Origin of the sequence: Microbulbifer discodermiae, assembly GCF_040742695.1 — a bacterium.
Taxonomy (GTDB): Bacteria; Pseudomonadota; Gammaproteobacteria; order Pseudomonadales; family Cellvibrionaceae; genus Microbulbifer.
In genome coordinates, this window is record NZ_JBFLAB010000003.1 from 79820 (window position 1) to 94798 (window position 14979).

At 60.9% G+C, this 14979-nt stretch carries 14 protein-coding genes; 11 read left to right on the forward strand and 3 right to left on the reverse strand.

Translation table 11 applies throughout. The features are described 5' to 3' along the window. Positions 1–155: 155 nt before the first annotated feature. Together AB1S50_RS01720 and AB1S50_RS01725 are read left to right on the forward strand one after the other, a co-directional pair. Positions 156–1058: a mitochondrial fission ELM1 family protein gene (locus AB1S50_RS01720; RefSeq protein WP_367148646.1), complete on the forward strand. Its 903-nt coding sequence runs from the start codon at positions 156–158 to the stop codon at positions 1056–1058. After that, positions 1055–2095: a glycosyltransferase gene (locus AB1S50_RS01725; protein WP_367148647.1), complete on the forward strand. Its 1041-nt coding sequence runs from the start codon at positions 1055–1057 to the stop codon at positions 2093–2095. Before AB1S50_RS01720 ends, AB1S50_RS01725 begins: the two co-directional genes overlap by 4 nt. Positions 2096–2105: 10 nt before the next feature. Here AB1S50_RS01725 and AB1S50_RS01730 read toward each other — a convergent pair whose 3' ends face one another. Beyond that, entirely contained in the window at positions 2106–2771 is a 666-nt protein-coding gene (locus AB1S50_RS01730) for a YrbL family protein (RefSeq protein ID WP_367148648.1), read from the reverse strand. After that, positions 2768–3889, reverse strand: coding sequence for a glycosyltransferase family 4 protein (locus AB1S50_RS01735; RefSeq protein WP_367148649.1), 1122 nt, complete (start codon positions 3887–3889; stop codon positions 2768–2770). Before AB1S50_RS01735 ends, AB1S50_RS01730 begins: the two co-directional genes overlap by 4 nt. Before the next feature lie 392 nt (positions 3890–4281). Here AB1S50_RS01735 and AB1S50_RS01740 point away from each other — a divergent pair, with 392 nt between their 5' ends. Both AB1S50_RS01740 and waaA read left to right on the forward strand, forming a co-directional pair. Beyond that, complete coding sequence (locus AB1S50_RS01740) at positions 4282–5286, forward strand: glycosyltransferase family 2 protein (RefSeq protein ID WP_367148650.1); 1005 nt, start codon at positions 4282–4284, stop codon at positions 5284–5286. 104 nt (positions 5287–5390) lie between these two features. Beyond that, entirely contained in the window at positions 5391–6692 is a 1302-nt protein-coding gene (gene waaA, locus AB1S50_RS01745) for a lipid IV(A) 3-deoxy-D-manno-octulosonic acid transferase (protein WP_367148651.1), read from the forward strand. 211 nt (positions 6693–6903) lie between these two features. Here waaA and AB1S50_RS01750 read toward each other — a convergent pair whose 3' ends face one another. Beyond that, the gene (locus tag AB1S50_RS01750) at positions 6904–8391 is read right to left on the reverse strand and encodes a TolC family outer membrane protein (RefSeq protein ID WP_367148652.1); all 1488 of its coding nucleotides are present in this window, start codon (positions 8389–8391) and stop codon (positions 6904–6906) included. 290 nt (positions 8392–8681) lie between these two features. Between AB1S50_RS01750 and AB1S50_RS01755 the strand changes: the two genes are divergently transcribed. The 7 genes from AB1S50_RS01755 (at position 8682) to AB1S50_RS01785 (ending at position 14947) form a co-directional block, all read left to right on the forward strand. Next, positions 8682–9359 (forward strand): paraquat-inducible protein A, encoded by a 678-nt coding sequence (locus AB1S50_RS01755; protein WP_367148653.1) that lies wholly within the window; start codon positions 8682–8684, stop codon positions 9357–9359. After that, on the forward strand, positions 9356–10024 hold the full coding sequence (locus AB1S50_RS01760; RefSeq protein ID WP_367148654.1) for a paraquat-inducible protein A: 669 nt from the start codon (positions 9356–9358) through the stop codon (positions 10022–10024). The genes AB1S50_RS01755 and AB1S50_RS01760 overlap by 4 nt, the downstream gene beginning before the upstream one ends. Continuing rightward, positions 10017–12356: a PqiB family protein gene (locus AB1S50_RS01765; protein WP_367148655.1), complete on the forward strand. Its 2340-nt coding sequence runs from the start codon at positions 10017–10019 to the stop codon at positions 12354–12356. Before AB1S50_RS01760 ends, AB1S50_RS01765 begins: the two co-directional genes overlap by 8 nt. A gap of 46 nt (positions 12357–12402) precedes the next feature. Further along, entirely contained in the window at positions 12403–12975 is a 573-nt protein-coding gene (locus tag AB1S50_RS01770; protein ID WP_367148656.1) for a DUF4136 domain-containing protein, read from the forward strand. Positions 12976–13097: 122 nt separating this feature from the next. After that, entirely contained in the window at positions 13098–13664 is a 567-nt protein-coding gene (locus AB1S50_RS01775) for a DUF4136 domain-containing protein (RefSeq protein WP_367148657.1), read from the forward strand. A 24-nt stretch (positions 13665–13688) separates the two neighbouring features. Continuing rightward, a complete protein-coding gene (locus AB1S50_RS01780) occupies positions 13689–14324 on the forward strand; it encodes an NUDIX domain-containing protein (protein ID WP_367148658.1) in 636 nt (211 codons plus the stop codon). A 101-nt stretch (positions 14325–14425) separates the two neighbouring features. After that, a complete protein-coding gene (locus AB1S50_RS01785; RefSeq protein WP_367148659.1) occupies positions 14426–14947 on the forward strand; it encodes a DUF1249 domain-containing protein in 522 nt (173 codons plus the stop codon). Positions 14948–14979: the final 32 nt, after the last annotated feature.

Consider the following 14979-nt stretch of genomic DNA (forward strand, 5'->3'; position numbering starts at 1 on the left):
AGTGCGGGCGCGGGGCGACGCCACGGCCGCTGGATTATACTGCATGCTTCCGGTGCTTCAATAGAGCCTTTCTATGGGCTAGCATGGCTCTTCGGTATTTTGAGGGTTTGCGATAAACTTCCGCGGTTCCAAAGGTCAATCCCAGGGTTTCCCAATTGCAGCTGACGATCTGGCGCTTTCTCGATGGAAACTGCGCGCACGAAAAACAAAGTGCGGCGTTGATAAGCGGTCTGCGCGATTGTATCGGCGATACATTGGATTGCTACGATATTGCACCATTGACACTCTTCCAACTGTTGCGTCGGGGGCTGCCCGCGGATCTGCAACAGCTCCCCCGTCCCCACTTTATCGTCGGTGCCGGTCATCGCAGTCATTGGCCGATGCTGCTGGCCAGACGCCGCTTCGGCGGCCGCAGTGTCGTGATCATGAAGCCTTCGTTGCCGTTGTGCTGGTTTGATTTCGCCATTATTCCGGAACACGATCGGCCTCCCGCGTTGGCCAACGTGATTGTCAGTCAGGGTGCCCTGACCGAACCCCTGCCCGCGGGCCCCACTGTTGCTGGCCGCGGTCTGATCCTCCTGGGGGGGCCGAGCAAACACTTTTGCTGGGACGGTACAAAAGTGCAGGCGGTGGTGGAAAAGTTACTGCAGATGCCGGGAGACTGGATAGTCTCCGACAGCCGGCGCACGCCGTTGGGGGTGCTGGAAAGGTTGCGTGGCAGCGGGGGAAAGATTTTTCACTGGCGTGATTGTCCGCCCGACTGGCTGGCGGAGCAACTGGCGCAGGCTGAGCGTATCTGGGTGACCGGTGACAGTATTTCCATGCTGTTCGAGGCTTTGCAAAGCCGAGCTCAGGTGGGAGTCATAGCGCTGCCCAGCCGCCGGCGGAACAACAAGGTTCGCGCCGCGGTGCAGCGCTTGCTGGATCAGGAAATGCTGGTGGATGCATTGGCCTTGGAGCAGGGTGAATGCATAAAGGCTGTGCCCAGGGAACCACTGGCGCAACAGAGACTCTGTGCGCGGGCATTGCTGCGGCGCAGCGGTATGGTTGAGTCGTGAGCACTGAGTATAAGCAGGGAGAACCGCTGCGTATCTGCCACCTGTTTACCAGCCAGGAAACCGGCGGGCTGGAAAAACATGTGCAGGAGCAGTGCCGCTGGCAGGTGCAGAATACATCCGCCCAAGTCTGTGTGGTGGCGCACCCCCGTTACCGGAAACTATTTGCCAGCGAAGTGCGCTTCATAGCCCTCGACACAGACCGGGGGCGCCGCAACCCCCTGTTTCTCTTGGCATTGCTGCGCACCCTGCGTCAGGGGCATTTCGATCTGGTGCACGGCCACGGTGGCAAGCCCGCCTATCTGTTACAAAAGCTGCAGCCGTTGCTGCGAGGTCGATGTGTGATTACGCGTCATAATGCGCCCAATCCGAAGGATGGTATAGCGCGCCATTTTCCACAGCGAATCGCGGTCAGTCACAAGGCAGTGGAGGATTCCGCGCTGGACTGGCAGGTGATTCCCAACGGCACCCAACTGCCGGCGGACGCCGGAAGCCTCCCCGAACAGCTGGAGGCTGGGCGCCCGGCAGTGATTGCGGTGGCGCGCCTGGTTGCGGCCAAGGGTATCGATCTATTGCTGCAGGCCTGGGGAGATACAGCCCGGGGTGAGGCGCAGTTGTATATTGTCGGTGACGGTCCCGAGCGCACAGGACTGGAGGCGCTGGCAAAAGAGCTGGGTATTGCTGACAGCGTAAAATTTGTCGGGTTTTCACCCCAGGTCGCCTCCTGGTATCGGGCGGCGGATATGCTGGTGATCTCCTCGCGCTATGAAGGCGGCCCCTACACGGTGGCGGAAGCACTGCTTAGTGGCTGCCCTGTGGTTTCAACCGATGTGGGCTATGTGGCGGAGAATATTCCCGCACGCTGGCTGGCCCGGGACCTGAATCCACTCACCCTGGCGGCCCTGCTGACCGAGGCATTGGGGGATTTGGGGGTTCTGCGGGAAAGTTATCGGGAAAGCATTGCCCGCGCCGCCGGGCGGCTCACACTGGAAGCGATGGCAGCGGATACCTGGCAGATATATCAGCGTGCATTGGCGTGATCCTTAACCACTAGGTGCCTCGGTGCTCGGCCTCCTTCCAGGTCAGCCTTTTGTCCGACACCTCCCAGTGAATGCGGCGCCACATGCGCTGTATCCGTCGCCGGATATAATGCCGCTTGGAAATGCCAAGCCATTCCGGAAACAGCAGCTGGCTGGAGCGACCCAGGCCGTCGATGACTACCAGCTCGGGGGTGCCTTGCCGCATCTGTACCACCAGGTTGTGGGGCAGGATATTCTTGGTGAGTACCCCCGTTTCCACCAGCCACTGGGCAAAGCGTTCCAGCGCCGCCCTGATGGGGGCATCTAGCCCATGCTTCTGCAGGTAGCGTTCCAGAGTCGGCGCCGGGCGGCCCTTTTCATCCAGGATCAGTTGGGTTACTGCGGCCCTGCCCTGGGTGCTTTGCTGCAGGCCATACCAGCGTGCCAAGTGGTGCCACACTCGGCTGTCGGGACCCTGGTTGCGCAGAGCGCGCTGGCTGTAACCGGCCTGCTCGCGCAAGTTGTCATCGAAGCGGGCGCTGCCAGTCAGACGTTTGTACCAGGGTGCCCGCGCACGCAATTCGGCAATGCGGCCAGCGCGCATCACCTTGACACACTTGGTTGGCTCCAGCGGGTGGCGGTAGCAGTGCCGGTTGCCGCCACTGGCAAAAGGCTGTTGGTCGCTCAGGTCGATCACGCTCTGGCCTTCCCAGATTCATTTAGCAGTGACTTGTACAGGCTGAGGGTGCGTCGAACCAGGGTGTCCAGCGTGAATTCACTGTCCAGGGTCGGTTTGGCGTCGCTTCCCAACAATTCCAGCGTTTTTTCAAACAGTTGTTCGGCATTACCGTTTGCCACCAGCCCCTCTGGAAAGCAGGCCCGCAGGGACTCCGCCGGGCCACCCAGGTTGTAGCCGATGATCGGCGTACCTATCGCTGCCGATTCAATAACCGTACGACCGAAGGGTTCCGGCCGCCTGGAGAGGTTATACACCAAGTCGGATTCACAGTACCAGTAGCGGATGTCGCTGCGTTGGCCCACGAAGGTCAGCCAATCCTCTATACCCAGTGTTTTAACCTGCTGTTTAAGCTGGTCGACATAGTGTCGCTTGTTGGCCTCGGCCCCGCCGAGAATTACCCCCTGGATATCGTTTCGATGGCTGCGGAGGCGATGGACCAATCGTATGAAGTCTTCCTGTCCCTTCCAGCGGGTCAGGCGCCCGGGTAGCAGCAGCCAGCGTTTGCTGGCCAGCTGCGGAAATTCCTGTTCGACGGACTGGCGCCAGCCGGCTGGTGGACGCAGGTGCGGATAGAACTCCCCGGTGTCCACGCCGCGGTAGATGACCTGTGGCGGTCGTTGCAGGTATCTAGCGTAGTGGGTCAGCAGGTAATCGCGTACGCATTCCGAGATGGCGATTACCTGTTCACTGCGGGCCATGATGGCGCTGTAGGGGCTGATAGAGTAGAGGCCGTGGGCGGTAGTCACCAGGCGCGGTCGTGTGCGCGGATCCAGCTTGCGCCAGGCCAGGTAGGTCAGCCATGCCGGTATCCGCGAGCGGACATGGAGTATGTCCGGTTGCTCCGATGCGATCAGCCTGCGCAGCGGGCGCACGGTACTGAGACTGGTGAGCGATTTCCTGTGGATTGGCAGGGTTATATGTCGCGATCCCTCCCCCTGTAACTGTGTCACCAGTTTACCGCCACTGGATACCACCAGTGACTGGTGGCCGGCCTGCACCAGAGCGCGGGCCAGGTCCAGGGTACCGCGCTCTACGCCACCGGTGTTCAGAGCCGGCAGCAGCTGCATAACTTTCATGGGTGGTTTACCAGGGTCGGGTGGTGCTTAGAGCTTGCGAACTGCCCGCCGACAATTGCAGTCTGCGCCAGTGGCGTACACGTCACTTTTGGCCTTTGATTTAGTTCGCTATTTGCAATGCATGGTCGCCTATTATAGACATCCAGGAATGGCGGGTATAGGCTGTGTTCCCAATGGCCGAATCGTCCGCCTGCAATCCAGTGTCATTTCTGGTGGGCTTTTGGCTTTGGATCTGTTGTTGGCACCGCATTCCAGAGTTGGTCCTGCAGACGAAAGAACCTTATTTTTCAACTCGCGGTTGTTAGAGTTTACCGGCAATACAGTACAGTAAGCTATCCGGTTGATGTTGCCGCAGGCCAGTGTGGGCCGATTATACAGGATGGACTTCACGCATGGGCGCCACTAACCCAGAGGCGGTCGTCAAGCCGGTGGTCGAGGACGGATCCGGAAGGCGGATAAATCAAACAGGCTTTAAATTACAGCCGCTGCTGTGTGTCTGTGTCTGCACCTGCAAACGGCCCAAGTCGCTGCGTGGGGCCCTGCAGAGCTTGGGTGCCCTCCAGTTGCCGCCGGATGTGCGCGTTGCGGTAACGGTCGTGGACAACGACCCCGAAGGGCAGGCGGGCAGGGCGGTGGTGGAGTCCCTGGCCGGAGAGTTTCCACTGCCGTTGGAGTGTATATTGGAACCGAGGCGGGGCATTCCCTATGCCCGCAACCGCTGTATCCACGCGGCCAGTGCCAAAAATGCAGACTACCTGATATTTATCGATGACGACGAATGGGTGGCGCCGGACTGGCTGACCCGGCTGTATGGTTACGCCAGGTTTCTGGGTGGCAGTGCGGTGGTCAGCGGCAGCGTGATCAGCCAGTTGCCGGCCGCCGCACCGGAATATTATTCGATGTTCTTTTCCCGCCGCCGGCGCAAAACCGGCGAGCGGCTGACCTACTGTGCCACCAACAATGTCCTGGTGCCCATGGGGATTGTCGAGGAACTGGGACTGCGCTTTGATGAGAGGGATCCCTTTGCCGGCGGGGAGGATGTCATGTTTTTCACCGAGGCCAGCACCAAGGGCGTGGAGATAGTGCATTGCGCCGAAGCCACTGTCTACGAGGCGGTGCCCGTCGGCCGCGCAAACCTGCGCTGGCTGTCGCGGCGAAAGTTTTCTGTCGGCGTCACCCTGGCAAAACAGAAACTGGTCTGTGGGCGCAGTCGCGCCGGGGTACTGGCCTCGGCCCTGTTTCAGTTGCTCACCGCATGCGCCAGCCTGCCGTTCGCCATGGTGACGGGCAGACGCCTGGGCTCCAGGGCATGGTTGCGACTGTGTCGCTCCACCGGTATGGCCTGTGGCGTTTTTGGTGTCCGACCGCAGTTCTACCGGGTGGTGGAAGGCGGTTGAGCAAAGCGTTGCGCTGAAAGTCCCTTGCCGTTCCGTATAGAATATCCTGTGACAGCGCCGCCGGAATAGGCGGCGGATACTATGGACCGGTTGCTTCCCAATTGATGTTGACTCTCTATTCCTGGCTGTTTCGGCTGGCGCTCCCGTTTGTGCTGCTGCGGCTCTGGTGGCGCGGCCGGGCACAGCCCGACTACCGGCGCCGAATCCGCGAACGCTGCGGGCGGGTGCCCGAACGGCTCAGCCGTGCCCCTCTGGTTTGGGTGCACTCGGTGTCCGTGGGTGAAACCCTGGCGGCGGTGCCCATGATCGCCCGGCTTGCCCGTCGTCACCCGCAGTGGCAGTGGTTAGTCACTACCATGACTCCCACCGGGTCGGAGCGGGTGTTGCAGACGCTGAAGCCACTGCTCGGCGGACGTTTGCTGCACTACTATCTGCCCTATGATCTGCCCGAGTGCCTCAATCCCTTCCTGGATCGCCTGCGCCCGCAGATGCTGGTAATCGTCGAGACGGAGCTGTGGCCGAATCTGCTGGCAGCCTGCGCCCGGCGCGAGATTCCGGTATTGCTGGCCAATGCCAGACTGAGCGAAAGGTCCGCGCGGGGTTACCGGCGTTTTGCCGGATTGACCCGGGCTATGCTGGATAATTTATCGGCGGTGGTGGCGCAGTATCCGGCCGATGCCGAAAGGTTCGTCAAGCTCGGGCTTTGCGCAAATAAGGTTGGCATCAGCGGCAATATCAAATTTGACCTGCGCATCGACCGGGGACTGGTGAGCGAGGCCCAGGTACTGGCGCACCGATGGCGCGGGAAAGGCCGCAGTGTCTGGTTGGCGGCGAGTACCCACGGGGGGGAGGAAGAGCAGCTCCTGGATGCCTTCGCAGCACTGCGGCGGGAGTTCCCCCAATTGCTGCTGGTATTGGTGCCCCGGCACCCGCAGCGATTTGATGCCGTGGCGCGCCTGGTGCGCGAGCGCGGTTTCAAGCTAAAGCGGCATAGTAGCGGCGACTGGCCCGATGAGAGCGACCAGGTTCTGCTGGGGGACACCCTGGGAGAACTGCTGCGATTCTACGGTGCCTGTGATGTGGCTTTTGTGGGGGGGAGCCTGGTACCTGTGGGTGGCCACAATATGATCGAGCCAGCCGCCTGGGGAATACCAGTGGTCTGCGGCCCCCATCTGCACAATTTTGCCACCGTTGCCGGAATGCTGACCCAGGCCGGCGCCATGAGGGTGGCGGACGATGGCGCACAACTGGTGTCAATTGTCGCTAACTGGCTGCGGGATGAGGGCGCGCGGCAGAGTGCGGGATTGAGTGGGAAACAGGTGGCCGAAGCCAATAGCGGCGCTCTGGAACACCTGGTGGATGAGGTGGAGAAGCTGGCTGTCGCCATTAACCCTGCTATCCAATAGATGATCCCTCCTCTATTGGATTGTCGCCCTTAAAAGCCTGCGCGATTCCACGGAATCGCTTGCTTTTCAAGGGCTTGCGCCGGCCTCCGTCCGGCGGCGGCACATCCTTGTGCCGCTTTAACCCGGCAACATACTTAGTACCGGGTTAATAGAGGGCCGAAAAAACCGGGGAAGGCTTCTTCAGCAACCTGCTAAGCGGCTAGTAGAGGAACTATTTCACCGAGGTGGGGACGCTGGTGGGCAATGGATCCGCGACCCTGGTGACCGGAACTGCCGGATTCAGGCGGCTGTCCAGTTGCTGCAGGTCCAGCGGCGCCAGCAGTCCCGCGAACCGCTTCAGGTTCAGGGTGTTGAGTACATAGTCGTAAAGCGCATTGGCGTATTGGGTCCTGGCATCAAACAGGGTGCGCTGGGCCAGCAACACATCGACGATATTGCGCGTACCCACCTCGTAACCGGCCTGGGTGGCATCCAATGCACTTTTTGCGGATACCACCGCCTGTTGGCGGGCCGATACTCGCGAAACGTCGGTGACCACCGCCCGGTGCAAAGTGCGGGTATTCTGGATGGTATTGCGCTGGGTCAGGTTGCGCAGGTCTTCCGCCTGGAACGACAGGTTGCGGGCTTCCCGGCGGCTGGCGCTGATACGGCCACCGGAGTAGATGGGTACGTTCAGGGTAATTGCGGCAACAGTTGTTTCCTGCGTTGTGTCAATCGGTAGATCAATTGAAGGCTCTCCCATCAATTTAGTGGTACTGTCCCCATCTTGATGGTAGTCCTGGTAGCTTATGGAACCAGTTAACGTGGGTAGGTGTTCACTGGCGGCGGCCCGGGCATTGTAGCGGGCGGCGTCGGCGGCCAGGCTGGCTGCCTTGAGGTCGAAGTTGTTCTGCAGCGCAAAGTCCACCCAGGCACTGCGCTCTATGGGGTCTGGCGGCGCCACACTGAAATTGGCCTGCAGCGGCGCCACCTGTTCGTGATTGGTGCCGGTGAGCACTGACAGAGCGTCGAAATTGCTGAGCAAATTGTCTTGTGCTGTCAGCCGCCGGGCCACCGAGCTGTCGTAGGCGGCCTGGGAGTCGTAGACATCGGTAATGGCGGTCAGGCCCACCTCAAAGCGCTGCTGGGTTTGCTCCAGCTGCTTGGCCAGCGCCTCCTCCTCGGCGACTGCGGCCTCCAGCACATCGTGGGCCCGCAGTACGTCAAAATAGGCGGTGGAGACCCGCAGCATCATATCCTGTTGCTGGGCACTGAATTCCGCCGCCGCCTGTTCGCTGACTTTCTTTCCCTGCTGATAGCCAAACCAGGCGGGCAGATCAAAAATAGCTTGGTCCAGACGTGCAGAGTAGGTTCGCTCATCGGTTTCCGTGTTGCTGTCGTTTGGAGTGGCAATCACTGTGTCCGGGCCAAAGGTGTAACTAAAGCGAGTGGCATTAGACTTGGTATGGCTGGCTTCAGCACTGCCATTAATCTGTGGCAGTAGCGCCGAGCGACCCAGATTCTTGGCTTCCAGGCCGGCGTTGTAGGCGGCGCGGTCGGCGGCCAGCTGCTGGTCATTGTCCAGTGCCTGGAGATAGATCTCCCACAGAGTGTCGGCCTGAGCCTGCACGGCGCCCAGGCTCAGCAGGGCCGATGCAAGCAGGTGTTTCAGCGGACGCCTGATACGGCCGGGCGCACTGGCTAACTCGTTTCTTTTCATTGATCCTAACTTCCCATGGTGTATGCGGTCTCAAAAGTGCCAGCCTCCCCGACTGGCCAGACTCACCTGGGCGAGCCTTGCAGCGCGTGAGTGTAACGCCGGGCCAACGGGGCGTCGAGGCGACGGTGCCGGCTTTTTGCTATATCTTCGTTAAGCTGACACAACGGTGCGGTTATCGGTCGGCGAATCACGGCTGTGGATTGGCGTCCGGGGCAGTGGCCACCCGCTATAGACGCGGGCGGGTGCAAGATTGGATGCAATGGCTTGGAATTAAAGGACAGTTTGCAGCAATGGGACCAACGGCGATCGACCACAGAGTCCGGGATCCAAACCGGAAGCGTGCCTGCCACGAATGTGATTTGCTGCTGGACAAGGGTATAGCGCCCCCGGGCGACAAGCTCTCCTGTCCCCGTTGCGGAGCCACCATTCACCGCAATCCCTCGCGCAGTGTTCACTACACAGCCGCGCTCAGTATTACCGGATTGGTGCTGTTTGTGCCCGCTGTGAGTCTGCCGTTGCTGCACTTTTCCATCCTGGCCCTGGGTGCTGAAAATACCCTGTTCAACGGGGTTCATTCGCTGTTGGGTGCCGGTTTTGTCTGGCTGGCTTCACTGGTGCTGTTTTGCAGTGTACTGGCACCACTGGGCAAGTTTTTATTATTGACCTTTGTCAGTATCGGTTGTCACTTCCGTACTTTGGACCGACCGGTGACCGGTGCGGTGCGCTGGTACCAGCACTTGAAAGACTGGGGCATGCTGGATGTCTATCTCCTCGGCCTGCTGGTGGCACTGGTGAAAATGGAAGACCTCGGCAAGCTGGTGGTGGAGCCGGGCTTTTACTGTTTCTGCGCGCTGATGGTGGTGTCGAATCTGTCCATGCTTGCCTTTGACCAGCAATCCATATGGAACCGCATGGAGCGCCGCCGGCGGGTTGCGTTGCCCGCAGCCGAAGGGGGTGAAGTGGGATGAGTCCGGACAGGGCGCTGGCACAGGGGTTGGTTACCTGCCTGAGCTGCTATCAGCTGCTGCACCTGCCGGCGGGCGCCAGCAGCGGGTGTTGCGTGCGCTGTGGGGCGCGGGTATACGGCCGGGTCGAGAGAAGCCTGATGCTGACCTGGGCCCTGGTGATCACCGGTGCGCTGTTGCTGATTCCCGCAAACATCCTGCCGGTGACTACAGTTATTTATCTGGGTTCCGGCGAGCCCTCAACCATTATTAGCGGCGTTTTCCAGCTGTATCACGCGGGTCTCTGGGGTATAGCGCTGATTGTGTTTGTTGCCAGTATTGCGGTACCGGTGATGAAGCTGGTGGGACTGACTATTTTGTTGATTCAGGCGCAGTGGCTGCCACCCAGAAACCCGGTACAGAGTATGAAACTCTACCGGCTGGTGGCAGCTATCGGTCGCTGGTCGCTGCTGGACCTGTTCATGATCTCCATCCTGGTGGCATTGGTGGATATGGGCTTGATTGCACGAGTGGAAGCGGGGCCGGGCAGCACCGCCTTTGCCACAGTGGTGGTGGTCACCATGCTGGCGGTGCGCGCCTTCGATCCGCGCCTGATCTGGGATGCGGTGGAGCGGCAGCCCGCATCGCCCAGCGCAGCTGCCCCCACCGGGGGGGATGCCTATGGCTGAGCCGCAAGTCGCCCAGCCGGAGGTGCGCCGCAGTCGCGGCCTGCCGCTGGTGTGGCTGGTGCCCCTGGTCGCGGCACTGATCGCCGTCTGGCTGCTCTATCGCGACCTGGCCCAGGGGGATATTCAGGCGACGATTCTGTTTCGTACCGGGGATGGCCTTGTGGGGGGCAAAACCGTAGTCAAATACGCCGGTGTGGATATCGGCGTAGTGCAGAATTTCCGCCTGGTGCAGAACGCGGAAGCGCTGGGTGGCGCCGACGGGGTACTGGCGGAGGTGGCGTTCAATCCCAGTGCGGCCTACCTGCTGGTGCGCGGCAGCCGTTTTTGGCTGGTAAAGCCGGAAGTCTCGATCACCGGCATCCGCGGACTCGAAACACTGGTATCGGGCAACTACATCGCTCTGGAACCGGGTAACGGTGTGCCGGAGAGAAAATTTGTCGCGGTGGATAAGCCACCGGTCACGGTTTCCGGCGAGGGATTGCGGGTCGTGCTCAAGACACCGCGCCTGGGGTCGCTGAGTCGCGGTTCGCCGGTCTATTACCGCCAGCTTGAAGTGGGGGAGGTGGAGAGCTACCAGCTTTCCGAAGACGGCACCGAAGTGGAGGTGGGGGTATTTGTCCGCCGTGAGCATGCGGGCTTGGTGCACCGCGGCAGCCGCTTTTGGAACAGCTCCGGGGTTTCCATCGAGGCCGGCATCGGCGGCGTCTCGGTGGATATCGAATCCCTGGCGTCGCTGCTGGCGGGCGGGATTTCATTTTATACGCCCAAGAACCAGCTGCACTCACCCCTCGCGAAAGACGGTGCCCAGTTCAAGCTGTTCAAGAATTTTGAATACGCCGATGCCGGTATTCCCGTCACGCTGCATTTCGAGCGCGGGGTCGAGGTGACCCCGGGAACCACAGAGGTATTTTATCGGGGCATCATGGTGGGCAAGGTCAGTGATGCCAAGCCCAGCGCCGGCATCGACGGTATGGAAGTCCAGGTGATGATGAACCCTATCACCGATGACCTCTTGAGTGAGAACACACGTTTCTGGATGGCGTCGGCGACACTGGATCTGTCCGGGGGGCTGAGCGAACTGCTGCAGGGCAAACGCATTGAAGTGGATCTGCGCCGCGGCCAGCGATCGGTACGTGAATTCTCTGCCCGGGCCGTGGCACCGGAGCGGGACCTGCGGGAGCCGGGTCTGCACCTGCAGTTGACTGCCAAAGATCCGGGCTCCCTGCAGCGCGGTGCCCCCATCCATTATCGGCGCATCGAGGTGGGGCGGGTGCAGGGCATGGAGCTGCGCAAGGATGGTACTGGTGTCACTGTGTTTGCAGTGATCCAGCCCCGCTATGCGCACCTGGTTAACAGCCACAGCCGTTTTTGGAATGTGAGCGGCCTGCGCGCCAAGGCGGGCCTGGCCAGTGTCGAGGTTGAAGCGGACTCGCTGCTGACCCTGGTGCGCGGCGGTATTGCATTTGGCAATGAACTGGCCGCTACAGGCAAAGTTGCGTCGGCACCCGATGGTGCCCGGTTTCAACTTTACCCCAACCGGGAAGCGGCGCTGGAAGACGGAATCAGGGTGCGTATCGCGCTGCCGTCGGCGGAGGGGTTCAGGCAGGGTGCACCGCTGCGCTACCGGGGTATACAGGTGGGCGAGGTGGAACAGTTGCAGCTGGGACAGGATCTCGATTCCGTCTGGGCCATCGCCAAACTCTACCGGCGCGGCGAGCGGTTCGCCCGCGCCGGTACCCGCTTTTGGGTAGTGGCACCTCAAGTCGGGCTGGAAAAAGTCGCCAATTTGGATACCCTGGTCACCGGACGCTACCTGGCATTGGAGCCGGGTGGCGGTGAACCGCAAGCGGAGTTTGCGGCCCTGGCCGAGGCGCCAAAAGTGAACCTGGCCCAGAGCCTGCAACGCCCCGGCCTGACAGTGATTCTCGATGCATCGCGCCGCGGGTCCCTGAGCGCGGGCAGCCCAATTTACTATCGCCAGGTGCAGGTGGGGGAAGTGATCGGCTATGCCCTGGGGGAACTGGCGGACCGCGTGTACATATACGCCTACATAGAGCCCCGCTATCGTCCGCTGGTTCGCGAAAATACCGTTTTCTGGAACGCCAGCGGAGTGGAAGTGAACTTTGGCCTGCAGACCGGACTCACAGTCCACACAGAGTCGGCGCGCGCGCTGCTGGCCGGGGGTATAGCGCTGGCCACGCCGGAAGGGGCGGAGATGGGGCGGGAAGTGGAGTCCGGAAGCCACTATCCACTCTACCCCGAAGCCGAATCCGAATGGCACCGCTGGCGCCCCAAAATACAACTTTACGCCACTGACGAGCCGCAAAAATAGCGTCATTATGGCGACCGGATCGCTGACAATAAGAGGTAGGGAGTAAATGATGATGCGAATAGGAATGCTTGCCCGGCTCGCAGCCGGCTTGTTGGGTGCGGCACTGTTGGCCGGTTGCGACACGGTGCAAACACAGAGAATCGAACCGCGTTCCGCGCCGGAGGCTTTCTCCACGTATGCCTGGGGACGATCGGGGTTGGCCACAGTGCCCGAGGCATCGGCGCAGTTGGTGGAGCTGGACGAAACCCTGCGCGCTTCGGTATCGGCTTTGATGAGCGCCCGCGGCTATCAGTTGATCGAGGATCCGACGAGGGCGGATATGGTGATGGACTATCAGGTGGCCGTGATCGAGGAACAGTTTGCCGGGGACCCAACGGACAGCAGCTGGGATGCCCAGTTTGACAGCAATGCCCCCAGCGGCGTGGTCGAACTGCCCGCCCGCACCGGCGCGCCGCGGTTCACTCTCACGCTGGGGCTTGGGCGGCCCGGGGGCATGGCGCTGTGGGGCGGCAATGCCACCAAACTGATGACCCGTCCCGAAGACGCCAATGAGCGCCGCCGTATCATCGACACCGCTGTGCGGGAGCTGCTGGAAAGTCTGCCCGCGCGCGTTCAGTAAGGTTGTACTGCAGTCACCCGACTCCGCCGCGCGGCGGGTGGTTGCCGTTGCATGTCACATGGTTGTTTTCATCAGTGTGGCAGGGATGCTGTTTCTTGTGATGTCTAGCAGTAGGAGAGACTATGCCTGCCTTTCAAACAACATCGAAAACGGTTCTGTTGTGTGTCCTGGCGTTGTGGTTGACAGCCTGTGCCAGCGCTCCCCCCGTGGCGGTGGATTATGATCCACAGGCCGATTTCTCCGGGTTCAAAAGCTACTTCCTGCTCGATGCCCTCGCTACAGGACCAGTGGCGCCGCTGGAGATGAAACGTGCGCGCCAGTCTCTGGATGGAGTCCTGCGCACCCACTACCTGCCGGCCGCGAGCCGCGACGAGGCAGATTTTCTGGTGCGGGTGCAGATAGTGGCGTCGGACAAGGTTGCGGTCTACCAGGACAGCTTGGGTTTATACGGTAGCGGCTACTACTGGGGCTGGGGTGTGCGGGCACCGCTCACAGTGCGCGAGTATCGCGAGATGTCGCTGGTAGTGGATGTCCTCTCCCCATCCAATGCGCCCCTGTGGCGAGGCAGCTTGGTTTCAGATGCACAGCGCGCCGGCAGTCCGGAACAACAGCAACAGCGGCTGCGCGAGGAAGCGGCGCAGATTCTCAGCCGTTTCCCGCCACATTTGCGGTTGCGCGACAGGGGATAAGCGGCAATACAGAAGAGTGGAAACATGGATAAGGACCTGAGCCCGAGATTCGGCCGCGAGGATGTGGAGATCATCGCCCGCGCACCTGTGTTTCAGGGATTTTTTACTTTGCTCCGGGTGAGACTGCGCCACCGGCTTTATGGCGGAGGCTGGAGCGAGGAGTTCGAGCGGGAACTGTTCGTGCGCGGTGCCGCGGTGGGGGTTTTACTGTACGATCCGCGTCGGCAACTGGTGGGCCTGGTGGAACAGTTCCGTATCGGTGCCCTGGCAAGGTCGGGAGGACCCTGGTGTCTGGAGTTGGTTGCAGGGATGGTGGAGGACAGTGAGTCGCTGGAGAGTGTCGCCCGGCGCGAAGTGCTGGAGGAGGCCGGGATAGCTGTCGACGGCTTGCACCATATCCGCAGTTATATGCCGAGCCCCGGTGGCAGCAGCGAGCGCATACATCTGTTCTGTGCCCTGGTCGACCTGCAAGGGGCCGAGGGTTATTTCGGCCTGGATCAGGAGCACGAGGATATCCGCCTGCGTGTGCTGCCCTTGGCGGCAGTGTTGGAGGCACTGGAAACTGGGGGTGGGGAAGGCTGTGCGATCGACAATGCGGCCACCATCATCGGTTTGCAATGGCTGCAATTGCATCGAACGGAGTTGGAGTCTAACCACTGACGTAACGGGACCTTCTGGTCATCGATTCTTGGGTTGCGCCGCTGGCAAGGGACTTGAACTGAGATCTAGATCACGGCGACAACAGAGGCTGAGTGTCAATAATGGCCCCACCGACAGATACTGAAACGGAAGCGCCGCCGGCTGAGCAAATGTCGCGCAAGGCGCAACAGAAGCCTGCTTATCGGGTAAATCTGTCGGATTACCATGCCGACTGTGATGCCAATTATGTGCGCCTGTGCAAGTTGTTACCGGGCCTGGAGGAGCGGTGCTACTGGCGCTACCGCATGCCTGCCGGCGCACTGGAAATGTCCGTGCAGGAGCGCTCGCGCTATACCACCGAAGTGCGCCTGAGCGCCTGTAGGGATCGGGGTGACAGTGACTGGTTGATGCCGCCACAGCTTACAGTGCGCCTCTACCACGATACGCGCATGGCGGAGGTGGTGGCGGTTGGGGGGCGCGGACCCCTGGGTGAACAGGGAGTGAACTTCACCTATCCAAATCCGCGCATGGAGCAGGCCGACGAGCGTCAGCAGGTCAATCGCTTTTTGGGCGAATGGCTGGGACATTGTCTGACCAACGGCCGCGTGGAGTTTGATTTGATACTGGAGGGTCGGCGGTTCTGAGTATGCACCGACCACACAGGGAAGTGACTGGA

Excerpts from the sequence above, each read along its gene's own strand:
- AB1S50_RS01735 (WP_367148649.1), bottom strand. The coding sequence starts at position 3,889 with ATGAAAGTTATGCAGCTGCTGCCGGCTCTGAACACCGGTGGCGTAGAG.
- AB1S50_RS01740 (WP_367148650.1), top strand. The coding sequence starts at position 4,282 with ATGGGCGCCACTAACCCAGAGGCGGTCGTCAAGCCGGTGGTCGAGGAC.
- waaA (WP_367148651.1), top strand. The coding sequence starts at position 5,391 with ATGTTGACTCTCTATTCCTGGCTGTTTCGGCTGGCGCTCCCGTTTGTG.
- AB1S50_RS01750 (WP_367148652.1), bottom strand. The coding sequence starts at position 8,391 with ATGAAAAGAAACGAGTTAGCCAGTGCGCCCGGCCGTATCAGGCGTCCG.
- AB1S50_RS01755 (WP_367148653.1), top strand. The coding sequence starts at position 8,682 with ATGGGACCAACGGCGATCGACCACAGAGTCCGGGATCCAAACCGGAAG.
- AB1S50_RS01760 (WP_367148654.1), top strand. The coding sequence starts at position 9,356 with ATGAGTCCGGACAGGGCGCTGGCACAGGGGTTGGTTACCTGCCTGAGC.
- AB1S50_RS01765 (WP_367148655.1), top strand. The coding sequence starts at position 10,017 with ATGGCTGAGCCGCAAGTCGCCCAGCCGGAGGTGCGCCGCAGTCGCGGC.
- AB1S50_RS01770 (WP_367148656.1), top strand. The coding sequence starts at position 12,403 with ATGATGATGCGAATAGGAATGCTTGCCCGGCTCGCAGCCGGCTTGTTG.
- AB1S50_RS01775 (WP_367148657.1), top strand. The coding sequence starts at position 13,098 with ATGCCTGCCTTTCAAACAACATCGAAAACGGTTCTGTTGTGTGTCCTG.
- AB1S50_RS01780 (WP_367148658.1), top strand. The coding sequence starts at position 13,689 with ATGGATAAGGACCTGAGCCCGAGATTCGGCCGCGAGGATGTGGAGATC.
- AB1S50_RS01785 (WP_367148659.1), top strand. The coding sequence starts at position 14,426 with ATGGCCCCACCGACAGATACTGAAACGGAAGCGCCGCCGGCTGAGCAA.